The organism is Paraburkholderia strydomiana (assembly GCF_031456815.1).
Taxonomy (GTDB): Bacteria; Pseudomonadota; Gammaproteobacteria; order Burkholderiales; family Burkholderiaceae; genus Paraburkholderia; species Paraburkholderia caledonica.
Genome location: NZ_JAVDVL010000008.1, coordinates 257,006 through 274,578 on the forward strand (window position 1 = coordinate 257,006; position 17,573 = coordinate 274,578).

Sequence of the window (17,573 nt, forward strand, 5' to 3'; positions counted from 1 at the left end):
CGTGCGGATAAAGTAGGCGGCCGCATTCGCGCGGCCGCAATCGCGTCAGTCTACTCGAACCGGGGACGGCATGGGTTGCGCGGGGTCAAAACACCGCGCCGCTAGGTCTCGTCGCGAGCCACGAGCCCCGTGCGGCGCTGCACGCCCCACGATCGCCCGCCGCGCAGGAAATGCAACCAGCCGAGCGCTGCGCCGAGGTGCCGCAGCAGCTGGAAAGTGAAAGGCTCCGCAATGGCAGCCAGCATCGCCATGCCCATACTCGAGCCGCTGCGCTTGCCGGTCCAGCGCCGATAAAGATGAACGCTCCACAGGTAAAAAGCGAGGTCGATCGCTGTTTTCAGGCCGATTACACTGAAGATCGACACGACGATTGCGCCGTGCCTGCCGAACACGAACGCGAGCAGCAATCCGAAAGCGGTCAGGCCGTAGATGGGCTGCATGGTATCGAGCGCCTTCACGGGCAGCATCAGCATGCCGAGCGTTCCATAGCGGCGATTGCCGGTCATGTCGCGGTTCCAGTACTGCGTTTGCAGGAAGCCCGCGAACCAGCGCCGCCGTTGCCGCAGGAAGCTGCCGAGGTTGTCTGGCGCATCGGTTTGCGCATGCGCGTCGCCGACCACTCGCACGTCCCAGCCGAGGCCATGATCGACCGAATAGCGGCGCAGCCGGTGTATCAGCTCGTAGTCTTCGACCAGACACTGCGGATCGAAGCCGCCGACGTCGAGCAGCGCATCGCGCCTGAATGACGCGAAGGCGCCCGACACTAACAGCAGACTGTCCGCGCGCATCCACGCAAAACGCGCGATGAAATTGCGCATGTACTCGTAGGTCTGGAACCATTGCAGCACACGGCCAGACGCGGACTTGCCGCAAACCGGCACCAGCAGGCCGGCGGCGGCGACGAGCTTGGGGGCGCTGGCGAAAGCGGCGCGCATTGCGTAAGTGGCGTCGTCGTCGAGAAGCGTATCGGCGTCTACGGTCATTACGATGTCCGTGCTCATCACGGTGATCGCGGCGTTCAGCGCGCGCGCCTTGCCGCCGTGCGGCATGCGCAGCCAGAAGAGATTGGGATGAAGCGAACTGGGCGCGCTCAACTTCCCCTCGGCCGGCGCGACGAGGCCGAAGCGTTCGGTGAGCAGCGCGTGCGTGTGGTCGGTGGAGCCGTCGTCCGCAATCACGATTTGGGCTGGGCCGTGAACCTGCCGCAACAACGCCGCAATCGTGACCGGCAGCACAGCCGCCTCGTTATGTGACGCGACCACCACGCCGATGTCCGGCAAGCTGCGCCGATCGTAGTCAGGCTCGAGCGGCGCCGCGCGACGCATCAGCGGCAGTGTTTTCCATGTGACGAACGCGAGCAGCACGGTGTCGTAGATCACGTAGGCGATACCTGTGGACCACGCCACCACGCCATGCAGAAAGAACGCACGCGCGAACAGCAGCAGCCACACGGCGACGACGCTCGCATGAATCAACGTGCTCGAAAGCGTCGTGCCACGCGACACGATACGGGGCGATGCAAGCGCGAACGCCTGTTCCAGGTTCTGTTTCAAGGTAACTAACGAGCCGGTCGTTGCTGCGGTTTGGAAAATGAGCGAAGCGGGTGCTCAAGGCATCATGCGCTTCAGAACCGACTTTCGATCGATCCACTGGTGCTTCAGCGCGCCGCCGATATGCATGGCAAGCAACGCATACAGCGCGTAACCCAGCCACGTATGCAACGCGCCAAAGCGGTCGTGCAGCGTCTCCTTTAGCCCGGGATCGAGGTTCATCACGTAGCCGATACGCGGCCACGGAAACAGATCGAACAGACGCATTGGATGCGTGGCCGCGTCCTTCCATGCGGAATCGTGCAGCCAGCCGGAGAGCGGCAGCCCGATCATCAGCAGATACAGCAGAAAGTGCGCGAGATGCGCGGCGACTTTCTCCCACGACGGAAACTCGCGCGGCAACGGCGGCGGCTTGTGCGACACGCGCCACAGAATGCGCAGGAGCGCGAGACCGAGCACCGTGATGCCGATGGACTTGTGTGTATTGATTACCGGGCGCACCCAGTCGTCGGGTAGCGAATCCGCGCTCAAAGCGAGCGCGACGTTGCAGATAATCAGCAGCGCGATAAGCCAGTGCAGCGTGATCGCCGTGCGCGTATAGCGTGAGGGCGCTGATGTTCCGGCCTGGTTGCTCAATGGTTCGGCGTGGATATTCATAAGTGGGTGCGGCCTGAGAGGGGATCGTTGCAAAGCTTTCTATTGGCCGCTCGTCAGCGGCGCGCCATTCATGAGACAAGAACCCCCGAGTGTGCCGTTTTATTCCGAAACCCGCAGAATGATCTGTTTCCGATTATTTCAAGCGGCCTTCAGCGTCGAGCGTTCGCACTAAGTCAGCGAAACGCTTACCGCAAGAAAAAATCTCTGTGGTAGATGGCGCGCGATAGACCGATTCAATTGGCGGCGGCGAGAATCACGTCCTCTAATAAAAAGCCGCGTGCATCGCCGCGCTCGCCCGTTCAACCGCTGCCAGTCTGGAGAGAATCAATGTCTCAGCCCGAGCCAAATGTGGACGAAGTGGTCAGAAGCATTGCCGAGGAAACCGACACGCCGCCGGAAACCGTCTCCAGGATGTACGCCGATACGTTGGCCGACTATCGCCACGACGCGCGGGTGTTCGATTATGTGCCGCTCTTCGCGGCCAAGAAAGTCCGCAATAAGCTGCGCGACGCCTCGCATCGAAAGCATTGAAAGTATTGTTTTATGCAATATCAATCGTCGGCTGAATTGACTTCGATAGGCTCAACGCAGCAATTATTTTCCCGCGCTAGACTTGATCCGGTTTAACTACCGGAGGATTGGTATGCGGGTGACAATTGTTGGCGCTGGAATCGTCGGCTTAAGTACGGCGTGGTCGCTCACCAAGCTGGGGCATGACGTCACGTTGATCGAGCAGGGCTCGATCCCCAATCCGCTTGCCGCGTCGCGCGACGCGCACGGCATGATTTGCCGCGCCCATGACGGTGCCAACGGCCATGCGGAAACGATCGCTGAAATGTTCGATAGTTGGGACATGCTGTGGGACGACCTCGGCGTGTCCCACTACGCAAACTGCGGCGTGCTCGGCATATCGCAATTCCCGGGAGACAGCGGCGAGCAATTGCGAATGAGCTTCGACCGCGTGGGCTTCGAATACGAACGGCTCGACGCCAACGAAGCCGTCGAGCGTTACCCATTCCTCGACGCCGCCACGTTTCGCTACGCATATCTCGATCGTGACGGAGGCGCGCTGTTCTGCGCGCGAATCGCCCACGACATCAAAGCGTGGCTAAGAATGCGCGGCGTCGACATTCGCATGCACACTAAAGCGGTTGCAATCGATGCGGCGGCGGCACTCGTGCATATCGACGACGGCACCGCGGTCCAGGCGGATCGGCTCGTGGTAGCGACCGGCGCGTGGACGTTGGGGCTCCTTCCCGCGCTTGCCGACAACCTTGCGATTCGCCGCAGTCTCGTCGCCTATTTGACGCCGCCCGCAGACCTGGAGACCGCGTGGTCGAATGCACCGGCGATAGTGGACATTGGCGGTCGGAGCAACGGCTATGCATTGCCGCCAATCGACGGCGCCGATCTGAAGTTCGGCGCATGCGCACTGAAGAAACCGGTGCCGGATGCAGAAGCCGATCGCACGGCAGGGCCCGGGGAAGGCGACCGTTTGCGTCAACGGTTCGCGCCGCCGTTTAGCCGCATCGACGAATACGCGGTCACCGAGGTGGAAAGCTGCGCTTACACGTTCGCGGCGGACCAGCGGTTCTTTTCAAAGCGCGTCGGCAAGACACTCGTGGTGTCCGCCTGTTCGGGACACGGCTACCAGTTCGGCGCGGCAGTGGGGCTTCGCGTCGCGCATGCAGTTCAGACCGATGACGACGCCGCGCTCGTGCAATGGCTCAGGGCCGAGACGGTTTGATAACGCGATGACCGACGCGGACGGGCTTTCCGTTCCGCATCACGACGACATCGACGAGCCGGCGCTGACACGCGCTGCATCGAATCCTGTGGGTCGTGACGTGACGGGGCAGCGGTCGTCTTAGCGTCGGCTTCGCGCTTTTACGACGATGCGTGGTTCTAAATCCGAGGCACGCTGTGGAGCTAACAATGGCCGGCTGATTTTCTTATGCTTGCGGTTTGCGAGCCGGCGTCTGCTTCGATACGTGAAAGCAATTCATGGCGTTGTGCGATGGCTCGCTTATCGACAAGGAGCCGCGCATGTCCGACACGATTCAGATCCGCCCCGTCACACACCAGGATTTCGATGCCTGGTTGCCGCTATGGGATGCGTACAACGCGTTCTATGGCCGCTCTGGCGACACGGCGCTGCCGCGTGAAATCACGCATCTTACGTGGGGCCGGTTTTTCGATTGCTACGAACCGATGCATGCAATGGTCGCCGAACGTCATGGCGAGCTGGTCGGCATCGTGCATTTTCTCTATCACCGTCATACGACGCTGGCAGGGCCAATCTGCTATTTGCAAGACCTGTACACGTTGGAGTCCGAGCGCGGCAAGGGCGTGGGGCGCGCGCTGATCGAAGCGGTGTATGAGCGGGCGAAGGCCGATGGTTCGCAACGCGTGTACTGGCAAACGCATGAGACGAATCACACCGCGATGCGGTTGTATGACACGGTGGCGGATAAGTCGGGGTTTGTGGTGTATCGGAAGCAGATGTGATACGTGCAGGGTGGTGACGGAAATGCCGAGCGCACCGCATAAAACAAAAGGCGCACCACCCAGTGCGCCCTTCGTCCCCTGCAATTGCGGCACTACATCACCGCCCACCGAAAACCGTCTTCAAGCTTCCAGCTGCTCGAGCACCTTACCCTTGGTCTCAATGCCCAAGAAATGCACCGCCACCGCCGCAAGAAACGGCACTGCGGCGAGAACATAAAACGCTACCTGCAAATTGCCGCCGATCATCGTCTTCGACACAATGGCCGGTGCAAAAATGGCCGCCACCTTGAGCCACGCGCCGCCGACACCGCAGCCCATTGCACGGATGCTGGTCGGGTACAACTCCGGCGTGTACACATAAGCGGTGATAAAGCCGCAAGCGAGGAAGCCCAGCGAGAACGCGCAGAACGTCGCCACCACATACACCGACGACTCGTGGAACACGCCTGCCAGCAGCAACGACACGGCGCACGCCACAAACGACAGGTTGATGATCGGCTTGCGGCCCACCTTGTCTACCAGCAACGCGCACGTCAACGACCCGACCACGCCGAGCACCGAAGCGGCCACCGCCAGATTCAGCGCCAATTGCAGCGGCGCGTGATAAATCGTGCGATAGATGGTCGGCAGCCAGGTCGAGAGACCGTACTGAATGAAGCCGCACGTGATCCACAACATCGCAACGGCCAATGTACGCTTCAGGTACGCGGGACCGAACAGATCGCCCATGCGGCGCTTCGGATGACGATTCGCCATCGCTTCGAACTCGGCCGAGTGTGCGACCGGCGGCAACGGACCCTTGGCGGCACGCTCGAATGCATGCACCGCGGCATCGGCATCGGCCATGCGTTCACGTTCGGCAAGCCAACGCGGCGACTCGGGAACGAGTTTGCGCAGCACGAAGAACAGAATCAACGGCATGCCGCCGATAAAATACATAGCCTGCCAGCCGAACCGCGGCACGATCCACGCGCCCAACGCATTCGAAGCCAGCAGCCCCACCGGGAAAACGATCTCATACAACAGCACGAAGCGCCCCCGTCCATGCGCACGGCTGATTTCGTTGATGTAGGTCGCCGCGACGGGCAATTCACCGCCGAGCCCAAGCCCTTGAATCACACGCAGCACGACAAACGCGGCGAACGTCGGCGCAAATCCGCACGCGATACTCGTAATACCGATAATTCCCGAGCTCAACGCAATCGCACGCACACGCCCATGACGCTCGGCGTACCACGGAAACATGAACGCACCGATCAATTGGCCGACCGAACCGGAGCCGATCAGAAAGCCGATTTCCCACGGTGTGAGATGCCACTTCGCGATCAGAACCGGCAACGTGGCCGCGATAGCGATCACGTCGAAGCCGTCGAAGAATGTCGCCAGACCGATCAGAATCCGCGCACGCACCTGCATTGCATTCTTCGGCAGCCGCTCGAGTCGCGCGATGATCGAGCCTCTCGTCACGGGCCCGGAGACGCCCGCACCGCTGCGCTCCGCAATTGTGTTGTCGATGGTTCTCATGCCGTTGTGCCGTCCGTAGATGTGGTTAGGCAAGCGCCGTTGAGGCGTCGGTCAATGTCGCAAGGTCGATCGTCCGGCCTTGATTCATCCACTTGCGCGAAAGCTTGAGCTCGCGTGGAGTGTTGATGGCGATTACGCCGCGAATGGCGCCGTCTTCCAGATGGAAAAGCGTCGCGCGCTTCGCCGGCAGATCGCCGCGTACCGCAAGCTGCGCGTCGGCGGGAATGTCGCCGAGAATCTGCAGATTGACGTCGTACTGATCGGACCAGAACCACGGAATGTCCGCGTACGGTTCGAACGTGCCGAGTAGCGCTTTCGCTGTGGCAATCGCCTGGTTCTGAGCATTGGCCCACGATTCGAGCCGCACACGGCGCTTGAGCCACGCGCTCGGATGGTTCGCCACGTCGCCGCACGCGAAAATGCGCGGGTCGTCGGTCGCGCCGAAATGATCGACCACGATGCCGTCCTGCACTTTGACGCCCGCCGCTTCGGCCAACGCCGTATGCGGAGTCAGACCGATGCCGGCCACCGCGAAATCGGCGTCTAGCGTCGAGCCGTCAGCGAACGTCGCGCGAATGCGATTCGCGTCGTTCGGATGATCTTCGAGCTTGGTGAGCGCAGCGCTCAAGCGCACATCAACCCCATTCGCGCGATGCAGTTGCAGGAGAAAGTCCGACACCATCGGCGGCAACGAGCGCGCGCAAAGACGCGGCGCGCCTTCCACCACGGTTGCATCCACGCCGAGCTTGCGCGCTGTCGCCGCGACTTCCAGGCCGATCCAGCCGCCGCCCACCACCAGCACGCGCCTGCTTGCACGCAGTCGCTCGCCGAGCGCAACGGCTTCGTCGAGTGTGCGCAGATAGGCAATGTGCGATGTACTCACCAGCGATTCCGGCAAGCGCCGCGCCGCGCCGCCCGTCGCGATCACCAGGCGGTCGTATTGCACTTCGCGTCCCGATTGCGTGCGCACAATGCGCTGCTCGCGATCGATCGACGTCGCGCAATCCGGCTGCCATGCCTCGATGTTCAGCGCGTCGAAATCGTCGGGCTTCACGAGACGTACCGTGTCGATATCCGCTTCGCCGGAAAGTACGGCCTTTGAAAGCGGCGGGCGTTCGTAGGGCAAATGCACTTCGTCGGCGATCATCACGAGGCGGCCGTCAAAGCCTTCCTTGCGCAACGTCTTCACGACCCAACCAGCCGCCTGGCCGCCGCCAATCACGACAATCGTGCGCGGCGCTTCGAGTTCGGCATGCGCGGCTTGCGCCTTTGCGGTAGCAGCGTCAGTCATTTTTGCGCTCCGTCATGAACTTGCCTTCCGGCGCCTTCGCGTTTTTCTGGCGACGCGTATTGCCGTCGATGCCGCCGTCGATCGCCCATTCGGCGAACACGGTCGGGCCGGGTTCGAAGTCGCGCGGTTGCCATTCGGGCGTGAGTTGATCTTCGTCTGCGTAGTACTCGATCAGGCCGCCCGCCGGATTCTGGAAGTACCAGAAGTACGCCGACGAAACCGGATGGCGTCCCGGCCCAAGCTGCGTGTCCCAACCGCAGCGGCTGATATGCATGCCGCCGCCGAATACTTCATGGATATCGCGCACCGTGAATGCGACGTGATTCAAACCGCGCTTACCGTTGGGCAGCGCGAGCAGGAAAATGTCGTGATGACCGCCGTGCGGCGCGCAGCGCATGAACGCGCCGCGGCCCGGATAACGGTCCGACATTTCGAAGCCGAGCAGCTCCTGATAAAACTTTTCCTGTTCGGCAAGCTTGTTCGTGAAGAACACGACGTGGCCTACTTCAACGGGTTCGGCATGTTCATAGATTGGCGACGGCTGATCGACGCGCAACGTTTGGCCCCACACGTTCGACGGCGAGCCGTGAATGTCGAGCGCACGCTTGCGGGTCACTTCCACGCGAATCGCCATGCCGTTCGGATCGATGCAGCCGACGGCGTCGTCGGTTTCAAAATGGCCTGGCTGACCGGCGAAGCGTCCGCGCAATTCATCGAGCTCTTCTTTGCTCGCCACGCCCCAAGTCACTTCGCGCAGCGTGGGACCTTCTTCGAACGCGGGAGGCAGCGACGGGTCGTTCGCATCCACGGCGAGAACCGTGCAGCCGTTGAGCGTTTCGAAGCGCGCATGCGTTTCGTCGTGCGCAACTTCCTTCAAGCCCCAGTCCGCGAAAAAGCGGCGACAGGTAGCGAGATCCGTCACGCCGTAGATAATCTGTTCAATGCCGAGAATCGTCATAACCTGCCTCTTGCCTAGTTTGCCCACGCCAGCGGCGCGTCGTTCAAGCCCCAGTAGAGGCTCTTCTGTTGCATGTATTCGCGGATGCCGAGCCGGCCTTTCTCGCGTCCCATGCCGCTCTCTTTCCAGCCGCTGAACGGCGTCGAAATCGAGAACAGCTTGTAGGTGTTGATCCAGATGGTGCCGGCTTCCAGCGCGCGGGCGGTGCGGTAGGCGCGCTTGTAGTCGCGCGTCCAGATACCGGCAGCGAGGCCGAACACGCTGTTGTTCGCTTCCTTCAGCAGCGATGCTTCGTCGTCGAACGGCATTGCGACCAGCACGGGCCCGAAGATTTCTTCCTGGCAGATGCGAGCGCTGTTCGAGAGGCCTTCGAGAATAGTCGGCTGAAAATAGGTGCCTTGTTCGCGGCCATCGCCAACCGGGCGTTCGCCGCCGCACAGCAGACGTCCGCCTTCTTCGATCCCGAGCGCCACGTAACGCTCGACCGTTTCGCGGTGGGCTTGCGTAATCAGCGGACCCATCTGCGTTTCCACTCGCGACGGATCGCCCACGCGCAACTTGCGCGCACCTTCAACGAGACGCTTCATGAACGCGTCGTAGACCGAGCGCTGCACGAAGAGACGCGAGCCCGCAATGCAAGCCTCACCAGATGAACTGAAGATGCCGTACAGCACACCGTTGACCGCATGGTCGAGATCGGCGTCGTCGAAAACAATGGTCGGCGATTTGCCGCCGAGTTCGAGCGAGACCGGCATCAGCTTGTCCGCAGCGATCCGCGCGATGCCGCGGCCAACCTCCGTGCCGCCGGTGAACGAGACCTTCTTCACGAGCGGATGACGCACGAGCACGTCGCCGATCACCGAGCCTTTGCCCGGCAACACGCTGATCACGCCTTTCGGCACGCCCGCCTCCTCGCAGATGCGGGCCAACGCCAGCGACACCAGAGGCGTCACCTCAGCGGGCTTCAGCACGACGGCGTTGCCGCCCGCTAATGCCGGCGCGAGCTTCTGCGCGTCAGATGCAATCGGCGAATTCCAGGGCGTGATCGCGGCAATCACCCCGATCGGTTCGTACACGCTCATGGTCAGATAATCGCCGCGCGAGGGCGTGACTTCTTCGTCGAGCGTTTCGAGGCATGCCGCGAAATAGCGAAACGTGTTCGCGGCGCTGGCCACCAGCACGCGCGTTTCGCCAATTGGCTTGCCGTTGTCGCGGCGCTGCAACTGCGCGAGCGCTTCATGACGCGCCATGATCATATCGGCGATGCGATACAGAACTAGCGCGCGTTGATGCGGCTTCAAACCCGACCAATCTGCTTTACGCCATGCGATATCGGCCGCTTCCACGGCTTCGCGGGCGTCGTCTGCATTGGCTGTCGAAATCTCCATGTTGACCGACTGATCCGCCGGATACAGGCTTTTATACGGGTTGCCACGTCCCTGCCGCCATTCGCCGCCGATAAAAATATCGCCGGTCGGCACAAGGCTGGTATCGAAGTGAGTCATGTCGGTCATTCCGGTTTTGCTCAAGCTGCTGGCTTGAATCGTCTAAATCGCTAGATCACGCAGCGGGCCGCGCGATTGCGTAGCGCACGGATCGCGCTGTACGCAGTCAATGCGGACGTCTTGGGGTTGTCGGGCAGCGGCTTGCCGCACATTTCCAGCGACATCTCGCCGAACGCGCCGCGCGCGAGAATGCGGTGCACATTGCGGGTCACGTTCGGATCGGCAATCAGTCGAACTGTCGTGTGGTCAAGACCGAGCCCCGCGAGAGCGATGGTCGCCGCAACGTTGGCGTTCTTCGGATAAAGCCGCGCCGCTTCTCGCGCGCTGCCTTCGAAGATGACCTTCTCTTCCTTCAACGTGTTCAGATCGCAGACCTGTTCCGCGGGCGTGCCGAGCCAGCCCGTGGGTGGCTTGCGGCCGGTGTACAGCACTTCGTCGAGGCCACCGAGCTTCGCCGCGGCCAATGCATCGACTCCGCCGATTGCGCCGGACAGCAGCGTCAACGTCGCGTCGCCTTCGTCGGCAGCGGCTGACAACGCGTCGAGCAACATCACATCGGACAATGCACCGATCGACGCCACCGCGCAATCCGTGCCGGCTTTCAACAGCGGCACCACGTGATCGACCAGTGCGCTGTGACCGGCGCATTCCAGAGCGAAATGCGGGCGGCTGCTCAATGCGGACACCGAAGCCACCACGTCCACCGTCGAGCCGACCACTTCGCGCACCGAATTCATATGACGCTCCGGCACGATCACGTGCGACACGCGCACCGTCGGATCGGCTGCGACCGAGCGATACACCGCCTGGCCGATCGCGCCGAAGCCGATCATCGCGACGTCGACGGGAGCGTGGTGCCCCGCGTAGCCCGCTTCACGCATGTTCCGGCTCCTCTTCCTTGACCGGCGGCCCCGCGAAAGCGGTCGCGAACGAGCCGACCGACAGCATGTCCACTTCGACCAGCACCGGTCCGGTCTTCGCCATGCCTTCGCGGATGATCGCGTCGGCCTGATCGAGCGACTTGATCCGGTAGTGCGTGAGCTTCAGGCTGTCGCAGAACTGCGCGAAATCCGGCTGATGCAGATCGACGTAGCAGCGGCGGCCACCGTATTGCGCATCCTGAATGTTGCGGATGACGCCATAGCATTGGTCGTTCATCAGCACGATCATGACGTTGGCGTTTTCCTGCACAGCCGTTGCGAGTTCGCCGACGTTCACCATCAAGCCGCCATCGCCGACGAGGCACACGGTTTTCGACGCGCTGTTCGCGAGCGCCGCGCCGATACCCATCTGCATGCCCTGGCCGATGCCACCGCCCAACGCATGCACGCCCGCGCGCGGCGAAAAGATCTTCAGCATGCGGTTGCCCCACGTGCTGTTCGAGATCGTGACGTCGCGCACCCAGTTGTAGTCGCGGCCCACTGCTTCCTGCAGCGCATCGACGAGGCGCTTGTACGGACCCAGGCCCTTGCCCACATCGGCGACGGCGCTTTCGCGTGCCGAGGCCAGGTCTTGCGCGAATGCGGGATCGACCTTCACTCGGTCTTCCAGCAGCGTAGCGAGTTCTTCGAGCACTGCCGACGCATCGCCGTGAACGAACATCTCGTTCCGATAGCCGCGGTTGTCGGCGAGCGCGTCGGCGTCGATGCGATAGAGCGGCTGCGGAAGCGCAAGCTTGTACTTCAGCGTTTCATTGCCACGCAGACGTGAGCCGACGACGACCAACGCGTCGCAAGTCTTGTAGAAACTTTCGACCGCCGGATGCACGTTGAACGCGCCGAGCGTGGCCGGATGATCTTCCGGCACTACGCCGCGGCCCTGCACGCTCGTCACCACACCAAAGCCCAGCGCGACGAGGCGTTCCACCGCTTTTGCCGCATGCCGCGCACCGCCGCCCAGCCACAACAGTGGACGCTTTGCGTCCGCCAGTTGATCCGCGAGTCGCGCGACGCGCTGGCTGCAATGCGTGAGCGTGGTGATATGCGGCGCGGCCAGATCGGCGGGCCATTCAATTTCAGCGGCTTGAATATCGATGGGAATCTCGACGCTCACCGGACCGCTCGGCGCCGTTTGCGCGACGCGCACGGCTTCGCGGATCGTCGGCAACGCGGTCTCGACGGAACGCACGCGGTACGCAGCCTTTGAAATCGACTGGAGCATCGACAACTGGTCAGGCGCTTCGTGAATGTAAGCGAGATCCTTGTCGAGATACTCCGTCTCGATCTGACCGGTCACGTGCAGCAGCGCGGTGCCCGCAGTCAGCGCCTCGACCATCGCGCCCGCTGCGTTGCCCGCTGCGGTGCCCGTGCTGGTGAACGCCACACCTAGGCCGCCGGAAACGCGTGCAAGACCGTCGGCCATGTTCACGGCACCGGCTTCGCCGCGCGCGCCGACGTAGCGAATCTTGCCGCGGTTGTGGATCGCGTCGAGGATCGGCATGTTGTGAATCGAGATCACGCCGAATGCGGTTTTTACGCCGCATTGCTCGAGAAAAGCGGCGATCAGCTCGCCAACGGTGGTTTTGTTAGACATGTCGTGCAACGCCTCCAGAAACATCGATGTGACTGCCTGTCGTGTAGGACGACAGCGTCGTAGCCAGATAAAAGAGCGCTTGAGCGGCTTCTTCGGGCTTGCCGAAGCGGCCAAGCGGAATGTTTTTCTTGCGCGCGAGTTCCGCGGTCCAGTCTTCCCAGCTCTGGTCCGCCTGCGCTTCTTTCGCATAACGGCGACGCCATTGCCCCGATTCGACGATGCCGATCAGAATCGAATTGACGCGGATGTGCTGCGGCGCGAGTTCCACCGCGAGGGACTTGATGAGGTTTTGCACGCCCGCACGCGCCGACGACGTCGCCACCATATGCGGCTCCGGTTGCAGCGCGAGCAGCGAGTTCACGCAGACCACGGCCGCGTTATTGCCGGCGCCGGCTGTATCGCGAAGCATCGGCAGAAACGCGCGGGTTGGGCGGATCACGCTGAAATATTTGAGGTCAAGTTCTTCGCGCCAGGCTTCGTCGCTCGTGTCGGCGAAGGTCGACACGCGGCCCTGGCCCGCGTTGTTGATCAGCATGTCAGCGCGGCCGAAGCGCGCTTGGACCGCTTGCGCAAAAGCGCTGACGTCTTCGGCGTCGAGCACGTCGCAGCGGCGCGCGAGCAGTTGTGCGCCAGGAAACTGCGCGTTCAATGCTGCCTCGGCTTGCGCAAGACGCTCGGTATCGCGGCCGCAAATCGCAACCGACGCGCCGGCTCGCAGGAACAGTTCGGCGGTCGCGAGGCCGATGCCGGACGAGCCGCCCGTCACCACCGCCACCTGCCCGTTCAGATCGATTCGAATCATTTGAGCCCCAATGCCTTCATGTATTTGCTGCCCGCGTTCGATGCATTGCCCGGCCGGTAGTTGAGCCGTTGCGACAGTTCGTCGGCTGCGCGCCTTACCTTGTCGACGAGACCGCTGTCGAGCAGCGATGCGTCGATCTCCTGGCGCGGAATCGTCGTCGTGATCACGGCGACGATGCGCCCGGTGTCATTGCGCACCGGCGCGCTGACCACCGAAATGCCGCGCTCGAACGACGACTCGCTGATTGCGAAACCGCGCCGCGCGTCGTCGCGGACCCGTTCATAGAGGTCCTCCACGGTCGCGGGCGTCTGCCTTGTGAAGCGTTCGAGTTCCGGCTCGGGATAAAGCTTCTTCAACTCGTCGAGCGTCATATCGCCCATCAACACCTGGCCGTGCGTCGTTGCATACGCGGGCAAGCGGGTGCCGACGTTCACTTTCACTGAACTGAAAATCGGCGCGTGACTTTGCGCCTTGGCGACGAATACGACATCGCGTCCGTCGCGAATCACGATGTGCGTCGTGAGGCCCGTTTCGTCGCGCAATGCTTCGATGATCGGCAAGCCGAGGTCGGTCAATTCGAGCGAGCTCAAGTATTCGAAGCCGAGGCGCAGCACCGCGACGCCGAGCCGGTAGTTGCGGTCCTTATCGGCGCGTTCGAGAAAGCCGAGCGATTCGAGCGTTTGCAGCAGACGGAAGACCGTCGTACGCGGAATCTTCAAGCGACGCGACAATTCCGGAGCGCCGAGCACCGGCTCGCGAGGCGAAAACTCCGTGAGGATCTTCAGGCCGCGCTCCAGGCCCGGCACGCGGTAACCCGCGTCGGCGCTGCTGTCGTTGCGGTCGTCTTCCGCGTCACGCTCGTTGATGGTGTCGGGCGTCATTCATTGGCTCCGTTGTCCGGCGCTTGCGCGGCAGAACGTGTCGATGATCGCGGTGTACGCGGCAGATGCTTCGATATAGCCGGCGTGCCCCGCGCGTGGCACGACTTGCAATTGGGTTCCCGCGACGAGCGCGAGCCGCTCGCAGGCCGCGGGAGTCGTAATGGTGTCGTCGGCACCGACCGCGACATTGACGCGGCCTTTGAAGCGCGCGAGGTCGGCGGCGAGGTCGGCGTTGGCAAGCAGATGCGTAGCCTGCGCGTAACCCCGATCAATCACGCGCGACATGTTCCAGCGCACCCATGTGCGGGCTTCGTCGCTTGCGTGTGAGGACAACATGTTGGCGCTGCGCTTGTCGGCGAGGCCTTGCGGGCCGAGTTCGTTCAACATGGCGAGGCGCTGATCGCGCTTCGTCTCGCGGACCTCAGCGCAGGCCGCGCCGTAACCGCCTGCCGGCGATAGCAGCAAGAGCCCGGACACACGCTGCGGATGCACCGCAGCAAACGCACCGGCGATGATCGCGCCAAGCGAATGGCCGACCAGCACGCAACGTTCAATGTGAAGTGTGTCGAGCCATTCCGTCAGGACGCTTGCGTAATCGGCGGCGACGGGCGACTCCGGCGCTACCGGCGTCGACATCCCATAACCAGGCGCGTCCCATGCAAGCACGCGGCGGTTTGCGCCCAGCGCTTCGAGTTGCTGTACCCACGAAGCCGCGCCCGATCCGATTCCGTGGAGCAGGACGAGCGGCAACGCGTCGTTTGCAGCGGCGCCGTCCGCTTCGCGATGGCTCAGCACACGTTGATTCGCCAGTTCGATCTGCCGCGCCGGAAAGCGCGCCAGGCGCGCTTCGAGCGTGGCGTTTGCATCGACGTCGGCGGACGGGACTGCGGACATGATTTCCTTCGTGGTATCTGTACAGGGACGACTTAGCGCTTGAGCTTCGCGAGCGGCGAATCCGGCGGATACGTGGGCGTAACCGGCTTCGGCGAACCGAGCATCACGCACATCAATGCGTCTTCCTCGCCGACGTTGATTTCCGTGCGATACACGCCCGGCGGCACCGAGATCAGATCGCGCTCGCCGAGCACGGCTTCCCACGTTTCGCCATCCTTTTCGCAGACCACTTTCATCTTGCCGCGCAGCACGAAAAAGATTTCTTCGACGTCCATATGAATATGACTGGGTCCGATATTGCCGGCCGGAATCACCATCGTCGAAAACGTGAAGCCGCCTGCGGGGACCGTATTCATGTCCTTCGCTACGCCGGTGCCGCCGGTGCCGACATAGCGCATTTGCGCTCGGCGATACTTCGGGTCGTAGTCGGCCTGAAACTTCAGCGCGTCCCAGTCGTAGCGGCGCGTTTCCAGGCGCGCGACGCGGCTGTCCAGCCACTGGGCAAAGCTCGCGTCCGCAGGTTGTTCCCACGACTTGCGTTCGATATCGGCGTCAGCCATCTCTTTCTCCTTTGGATTCGACAAGATCAATTCATCACAAAGCCGCCGTTGACCGGCAGCAACTGGCCGGTCACGAAGCGCGCGGCATCGGACAACAGGAACAGCACGGGCCCGGTGACGTCGTCGGGCACCTGCGCACGCGTCAGCGCGCGGCCTTGCAGGTAATACTCGTGACGTTCGGCCGGCACATATGCGGTCGCTTCGACTTCGGTGAGGCCAGGCGCGATTGCGTTGACTGTCACTTGATGCGCGCCGAATTCGCGGGCGAGCGAGCGCGTCATCGAGATCACTGCGCCCTTGCTCGCCACATAGGCGAGCAGCTTCGGCGCGCCCCACATTGCTGTGTCAGAAGCGATGTTCACAATGCTGCCGCGACCCGAGTCGCGCAGATACGGCAATACGGCCGTACTCATCAACCAGGTGCCGCGCACGTTTACATTCATTACGGCGTCCCAGGTATCGACGGATAATTCGTCGGCAAACTTGCCGCCCGAATTCGTAATGGCCGCGTTGTTGATCAGCGCGTCGATTCCGCCGAGTCGCGACGGACCTTGTTCCGCGAATTGCTTGATGCTTTCGGGATCGGCGAGGTCGAGCGGAAGATAGATCGCCGCGTGACCCTGCCCAGCGAGCAATGCAGCCAGCGCGCGCCCTTCTTCGTGCAGCACGTCGCCAAATACGACCTGGGCGCCGGCTTGCACCAGCGCGCGCACAAACGCCGCGCCGAGGCCGCGCGCGCCGCCTGTCACGAGGACACGCCGGCCGTTGAGCGTCGCGGACGCGTCGTTATGCATGGCTGTGGCCTGCTGCTTCGGTTTGCGCGGAGCCGGTTTGAGCCGACTGCGCGGCTTCGGCGCGATGCGCTTCGAGCGCGGCGAAGTCCTGTTGCGCACGCTGGCGCAACATGCGGCGCACTCGCGTCATGCCGACGTCGTGCTGATAAAGGAATTCGTGCTCGCGCGCATTCGGCGCCATGCTTTCGAGCACATAGCGGTCTTGCTCGAGCACGGCCCAGTGCAGGCCTTCCAGGCGATTGCGATACATGAAGCGCCATGCGTCGCGCTGCCAGCCCTGCACCTTGCGGGTACGCCAGAAATAGACCTGGCAGTTGTTTTCGTCGACCGGAACGGCGAAGCCGATGATCCCGAAGTTGCCGCCGGGACCGAACTTCTTCTTGTACGGAATCGCGAGGCGCATCCACAGGCAACCGGTTTCGCCGAGTTCGACCCAGTCGAAGTTCACGTCGCGCTGGCCGACCTTTTCGAACATCAGGCCCGTTTCTGTTTTGCGCACCCGCATGTCGGCCTGCTTGTCGCCTTCGGCCATCGAATGCGACGTTGCATGCAGATAGGCGCCGTGCATCGGGTCCATGACGTTGTCGATCGCGTACTGGTAATTGCACTTCCAGTTCGACATGCAAAGAAAGCTCGCGTATTCGTCGCCGACCAGTTCCTCCGGCAGCCTGAGCGGTGCGGGCTCCTTGTGCGCGTCGTCGCCGAACCACAGGAAGATCGCGCCCGCATGTTCTTCCACCGGATACGACTTCACGCACTTCTGGCCTTCTAGCGGACATGCCGACACGGCGGGCACCTTGGTAACCGTGCCGCCACCGTTGATTTCGATGCCGTGATACCAGCACGCGACGCTGCCGCCGAGGTTCCAGCCGAGCGACAGACGCGCACCGCGATGCGGGCAGCGGTCTTCGAGCGCGTGGACTTTGCCTTCCTTGTCGCGCCACAGCACGATCTGATCGCCGAGGCGGGTAATGCCGACCGGCGCGTCGCCGACTTGCCAGCTCGGCGCGACGGGATACCAGTAATTGCGCAGACCGCGGTCCAGATACGACTGGATCGGATCGGCCGCGTGTTGACTTGTAGCGGGGGACGTCATGAAGAGACTCCGGATGCGGAT

17 protein-coding genes are annotated in these 17,573 nt (G+C 62.5%); 3 read left to right on the forward strand and 14 right to left on the reverse strand.

The genetic code is table 11. The features are described from left to right. Positions 1 to 101: 101 nt before the first annotated feature. Together J2W46_RS22300 and J2W46_RS22305 are read right to left on the reverse strand one after the other, a co-directional pair. A complete protein-coding gene (locus J2W46_RS22300) occupies positions 102 to 1,553 on the reverse strand; it encodes a glycosyltransferase family 2 protein (RefSeq protein WP_087751919.1) in 1,452 nt (483 codons plus the stop codon). Positions 1,554 to 1,607: 54 nt separating this feature from the next. Then, positions 1,608 to 2,207: a cytochrome b gene (locus J2W46_RS22305; protein WP_310356219.1), complete on the reverse strand. Its 600-nt coding sequence runs from the start codon at positions 2,205 to 2,207 to the stop codon at positions 1,608 to 1,610. A 327-nt stretch (positions 2,208 to 2,534) separates the two neighbouring features. Between J2W46_RS22305 and J2W46_RS22310 the strand changes: the two genes are divergently transcribed. The 3 genes from J2W46_RS22310 (at position 2,535) to J2W46_RS22320 (ending at position 4,715) form a co-directional block, all read left to right on the forward strand. Further along, positions 2,535 to 2,738: a DUF3562 domain-containing protein gene (locus J2W46_RS22310; RefSeq protein ID WP_020068703.1), complete on the forward strand. Its 204-nt coding sequence runs from the start codon at positions 2,535 to 2,537 to the stop codon at positions 2,736 to 2,738. A gap of 112 nt (positions 2,739 to 2,850) precedes the next feature. Then, positions 2,851 to 3,954 (forward strand): NAD(P)/FAD-dependent oxidoreductase, encoded by a 1,104-nt coding sequence (locus J2W46_RS22315; protein ID WP_310356222.1) that lies wholly within the window; start codon positions 2,851 to 2,853, stop codon positions 3,952 to 3,954. A gap of 299 nt (positions 3,955 to 4,253) precedes the next feature. Next, positions 4,254 to 4,715 (forward strand): GNAT family N-acetyltransferase, encoded by a 462-nt coding sequence (locus J2W46_RS22320; RefSeq protein WP_087751920.1) that lies wholly within the window; start codon positions 4,254 to 4,256, stop codon positions 4,713 to 4,715. A gap of 120 nt (positions 4,716 to 4,835) precedes the next feature. On the opposite strand, the gene J2W46_RS22325 is transcribed toward J2W46_RS22320, so the two are convergent. From J2W46_RS22325 to J2W46_RS22380, 12 genes are read right to left on the reverse strand one after another with little or no spacing between them, the layout of a single operon-like run. Beyond that, positions 4,836 to 6,239, reverse strand: coding sequence for an MFS transporter (locus J2W46_RS22325; protein WP_310356225.1), 1,404 nt, complete (start codon positions 6,237 to 6,239; stop codon positions 4,836 to 4,838). 25 nt (positions 6,240 to 6,264) lie between these two features. Further along, positions 6,265 to 7,530: an NAD(P)/FAD-dependent oxidoreductase gene (locus tag J2W46_RS22330; protein ID WP_310356228.1), complete on the reverse strand. Its 1,266-nt coding sequence runs from the start codon at positions 7,528 to 7,530 to the stop codon at positions 6,265 to 6,267. Further along, positions 7,523 to 8,488, reverse strand: a complete 966-nt coding sequence (locus tag J2W46_RS22335; RefSeq protein ID WP_087751867.1) for a VOC family protein — start codon at positions 8,486 to 8,488, stop codon at positions 7,523 to 7,525. The genes J2W46_RS22330 and J2W46_RS22335 overlap by 8 nt, the downstream gene beginning before the upstream one ends. A 14-nt stretch (positions 8,489 to 8,502) precedes the next feature. Further along, entirely contained in the window at positions 8,503 to 9,993 is a 1,491-nt protein-coding gene (locus J2W46_RS22340) for an aldehyde dehydrogenase (RefSeq protein ID WP_310356231.1), read from the reverse strand. 50 nt (positions 9,994 to 10,043) lie between these two features. Beyond that, positions 10,044 to 10,874: an aspartate dehydrogenase gene (locus J2W46_RS22345; protein ID WP_088175480.1), complete on the reverse strand. Its 831-nt coding sequence runs from the start codon at positions 10,872 to 10,874 to the stop codon at positions 10,044 to 10,046. Further along, positions 10,867 to 12,525: a thiamine pyrophosphate-binding protein gene (locus tag J2W46_RS22350; RefSeq protein ID WP_310356233.1), complete on the reverse strand. Its 1,659-nt coding sequence runs from the start codon at positions 12,523 to 12,525 to the stop codon at positions 10,867 to 10,869. The genes J2W46_RS22345 and J2W46_RS22350 overlap by 8 nt, the downstream gene beginning before the upstream one ends. Beyond that, on the reverse strand, positions 12,518 to 13,327 hold the full coding sequence (locus tag J2W46_RS22355) for an SDR family oxidoreductase (RefSeq protein ID WP_310356236.1): 810 nt from the start codon (positions 13,325 to 13,327) through the stop codon (positions 12,518 to 12,520). The genes J2W46_RS22350 and J2W46_RS22355 overlap by 8 nt, the downstream gene beginning before the upstream one ends. Then, entirely contained in the window at positions 13,324 to 14,208 is an 885-nt protein-coding gene (locus J2W46_RS22360) for an IclR family transcriptional regulator (protein WP_020068689.1), read from the reverse strand. Before J2W46_RS22360 ends, J2W46_RS22355 begins: the two co-directional genes overlap by 4 nt. Then, positions 14,209 to 15,102 (reverse strand): alpha/beta fold hydrolase, encoded by an 894-nt coding sequence (locus J2W46_RS22365; RefSeq protein ID WP_310356239.1) that lies wholly within the window; start codon positions 15,100 to 15,102, stop codon positions 14,209 to 14,211. It lies immediately after the preceding gene. A 32-nt stretch (positions 15,103 to 15,134) separates the two neighbouring features. Beyond that, positions 15,135 to 15,662: a cupin domain-containing protein gene (locus J2W46_RS22370; RefSeq protein WP_310356242.1), complete on the reverse strand. Its 528-nt coding sequence runs from the start codon at positions 15,660 to 15,662 to the stop codon at positions 15,135 to 15,137. Between the two features lie 26 nt (positions 15,663 to 15,688). Next, positions 15,689 to 16,456: an SDR family oxidoreductase gene (locus J2W46_RS22375; RefSeq protein ID WP_310356244.1), complete on the reverse strand. Its 768-nt coding sequence runs from the start codon at positions 16,454 to 16,456 to the stop codon at positions 15,689 to 15,691. Next, positions 16,449 to 17,552: an aromatic ring-hydroxylating dioxygenase subunit alpha gene (locus J2W46_RS22380; protein WP_088175477.1), complete on the reverse strand. Its 1,104-nt coding sequence runs from the start codon at positions 17,550 to 17,552 to the stop codon at positions 16,449 to 16,451. The genes J2W46_RS22375 and J2W46_RS22380 overlap by 8 nt, the downstream gene beginning before the upstream one ends. Between the last annotated feature and the right edge of the window lie 21 nt (positions 17,553 to 17,573).

Bases quoted from the DNA above. Each gene is read 5' to 3' on its own strand.
- J2W46_RS22365 (WP_310356239.1), bottom strand. From the start codon at position 15,102: ATGTCCGCAGTCCCGTCCGCCGACGTCGATGCAAACGCCACGCTCGAA.
- J2W46_RS22335 (WP_087751867.1), bottom strand. From the start codon at position 8,488: ATGACGATTCTCGGCATTGAACAGATTATCTACGGCGTGACGGATCTC.
- J2W46_RS22345 (WP_088175480.1), bottom strand. From the start codon at position 10,874: ATGCGTGAAGCGGGCTACGCGGGGCACCACGCTCCCGTCGACGTCGCG.
- J2W46_RS22325 (WP_310356225.1), bottom strand. From the start codon at position 6,239: ATGAGAACCATCGACAACACAATTGCGGAGCGCAGCGGTGCGGGCGTC.
- J2W46_RS22305 (WP_310356219.1), bottom strand. From the start codon at position 2,207: ATGAATATCCACGCCGAACCATTGAGCAACCAGGCCGGAACATCAGCG.
- J2W46_RS22315 (WP_310356222.1), top strand. From the start codon at position 2,851: ATGCGGGTGACAATTGTTGGCGCTGGAATCGTCGGCTTAAGTACGGCG.
- J2W46_RS22340 (WP_310356231.1), bottom strand. From the start codon at position 9,993: ATGACTCACTTCGATACCAGCCTTGTGCCGACCGGCGATATTTTTATC.
- J2W46_RS22350 (WP_310356233.1), bottom strand. From the start codon at position 12,525: ATGTCTAACAAAACCACCGTTGGCGAGCTGATCGCCGCTTTTCTCGAG.
- J2W46_RS22360 (WP_020068689.1), bottom strand. From the start codon at position 14,208: ATGACGCCCGACACCATCAACGAGCGTGACGCGGAAGACGACCGCAAC.
- J2W46_RS22380 (WP_088175477.1), bottom strand. From the start codon at position 17,552: ATGACGTCCCCCGCTACAAGTCAACACGCGGCCGATCCGATCCAGTCG.
- J2W46_RS22370 (WP_310356242.1), bottom strand. From the start codon at position 15,662: ATGGCTGACGCCGATATCGAACGCAAGTCGTGGGAACAACCTGCGGAC.
- J2W46_RS22310 (WP_020068703.1), top strand. From the start codon at position 2,535: ATGTCTCAGCCCGAGCCAAATGTGGACGAAGTGGTCAGAAGCATTGCC.
- J2W46_RS22355 (WP_310356236.1), bottom strand. From the start codon at position 13,327: ATGATTCGAATCGATCTGAACGGGCAGGTGGCGGTGGTGACGGGCGGC.
- J2W46_RS22375 (WP_310356244.1), bottom strand. From the start codon at position 16,456: ATGCATAACGACGCGTCCGCGACGCTCAACGGCCGGCGTGTCCTCGTG.
- J2W46_RS22320 (WP_087751920.1), top strand. From the start codon at position 4,254: ATGTCCGACACGATTCAGATCCGCCCCGTCACACACCAGGATTTCGAT.
- J2W46_RS22330 (WP_310356228.1), bottom strand. From the start codon at position 7,530: ATGACTGACGCTGCTACCGCAAAGGCGCAAGCCGCGCATGCCGAACTC.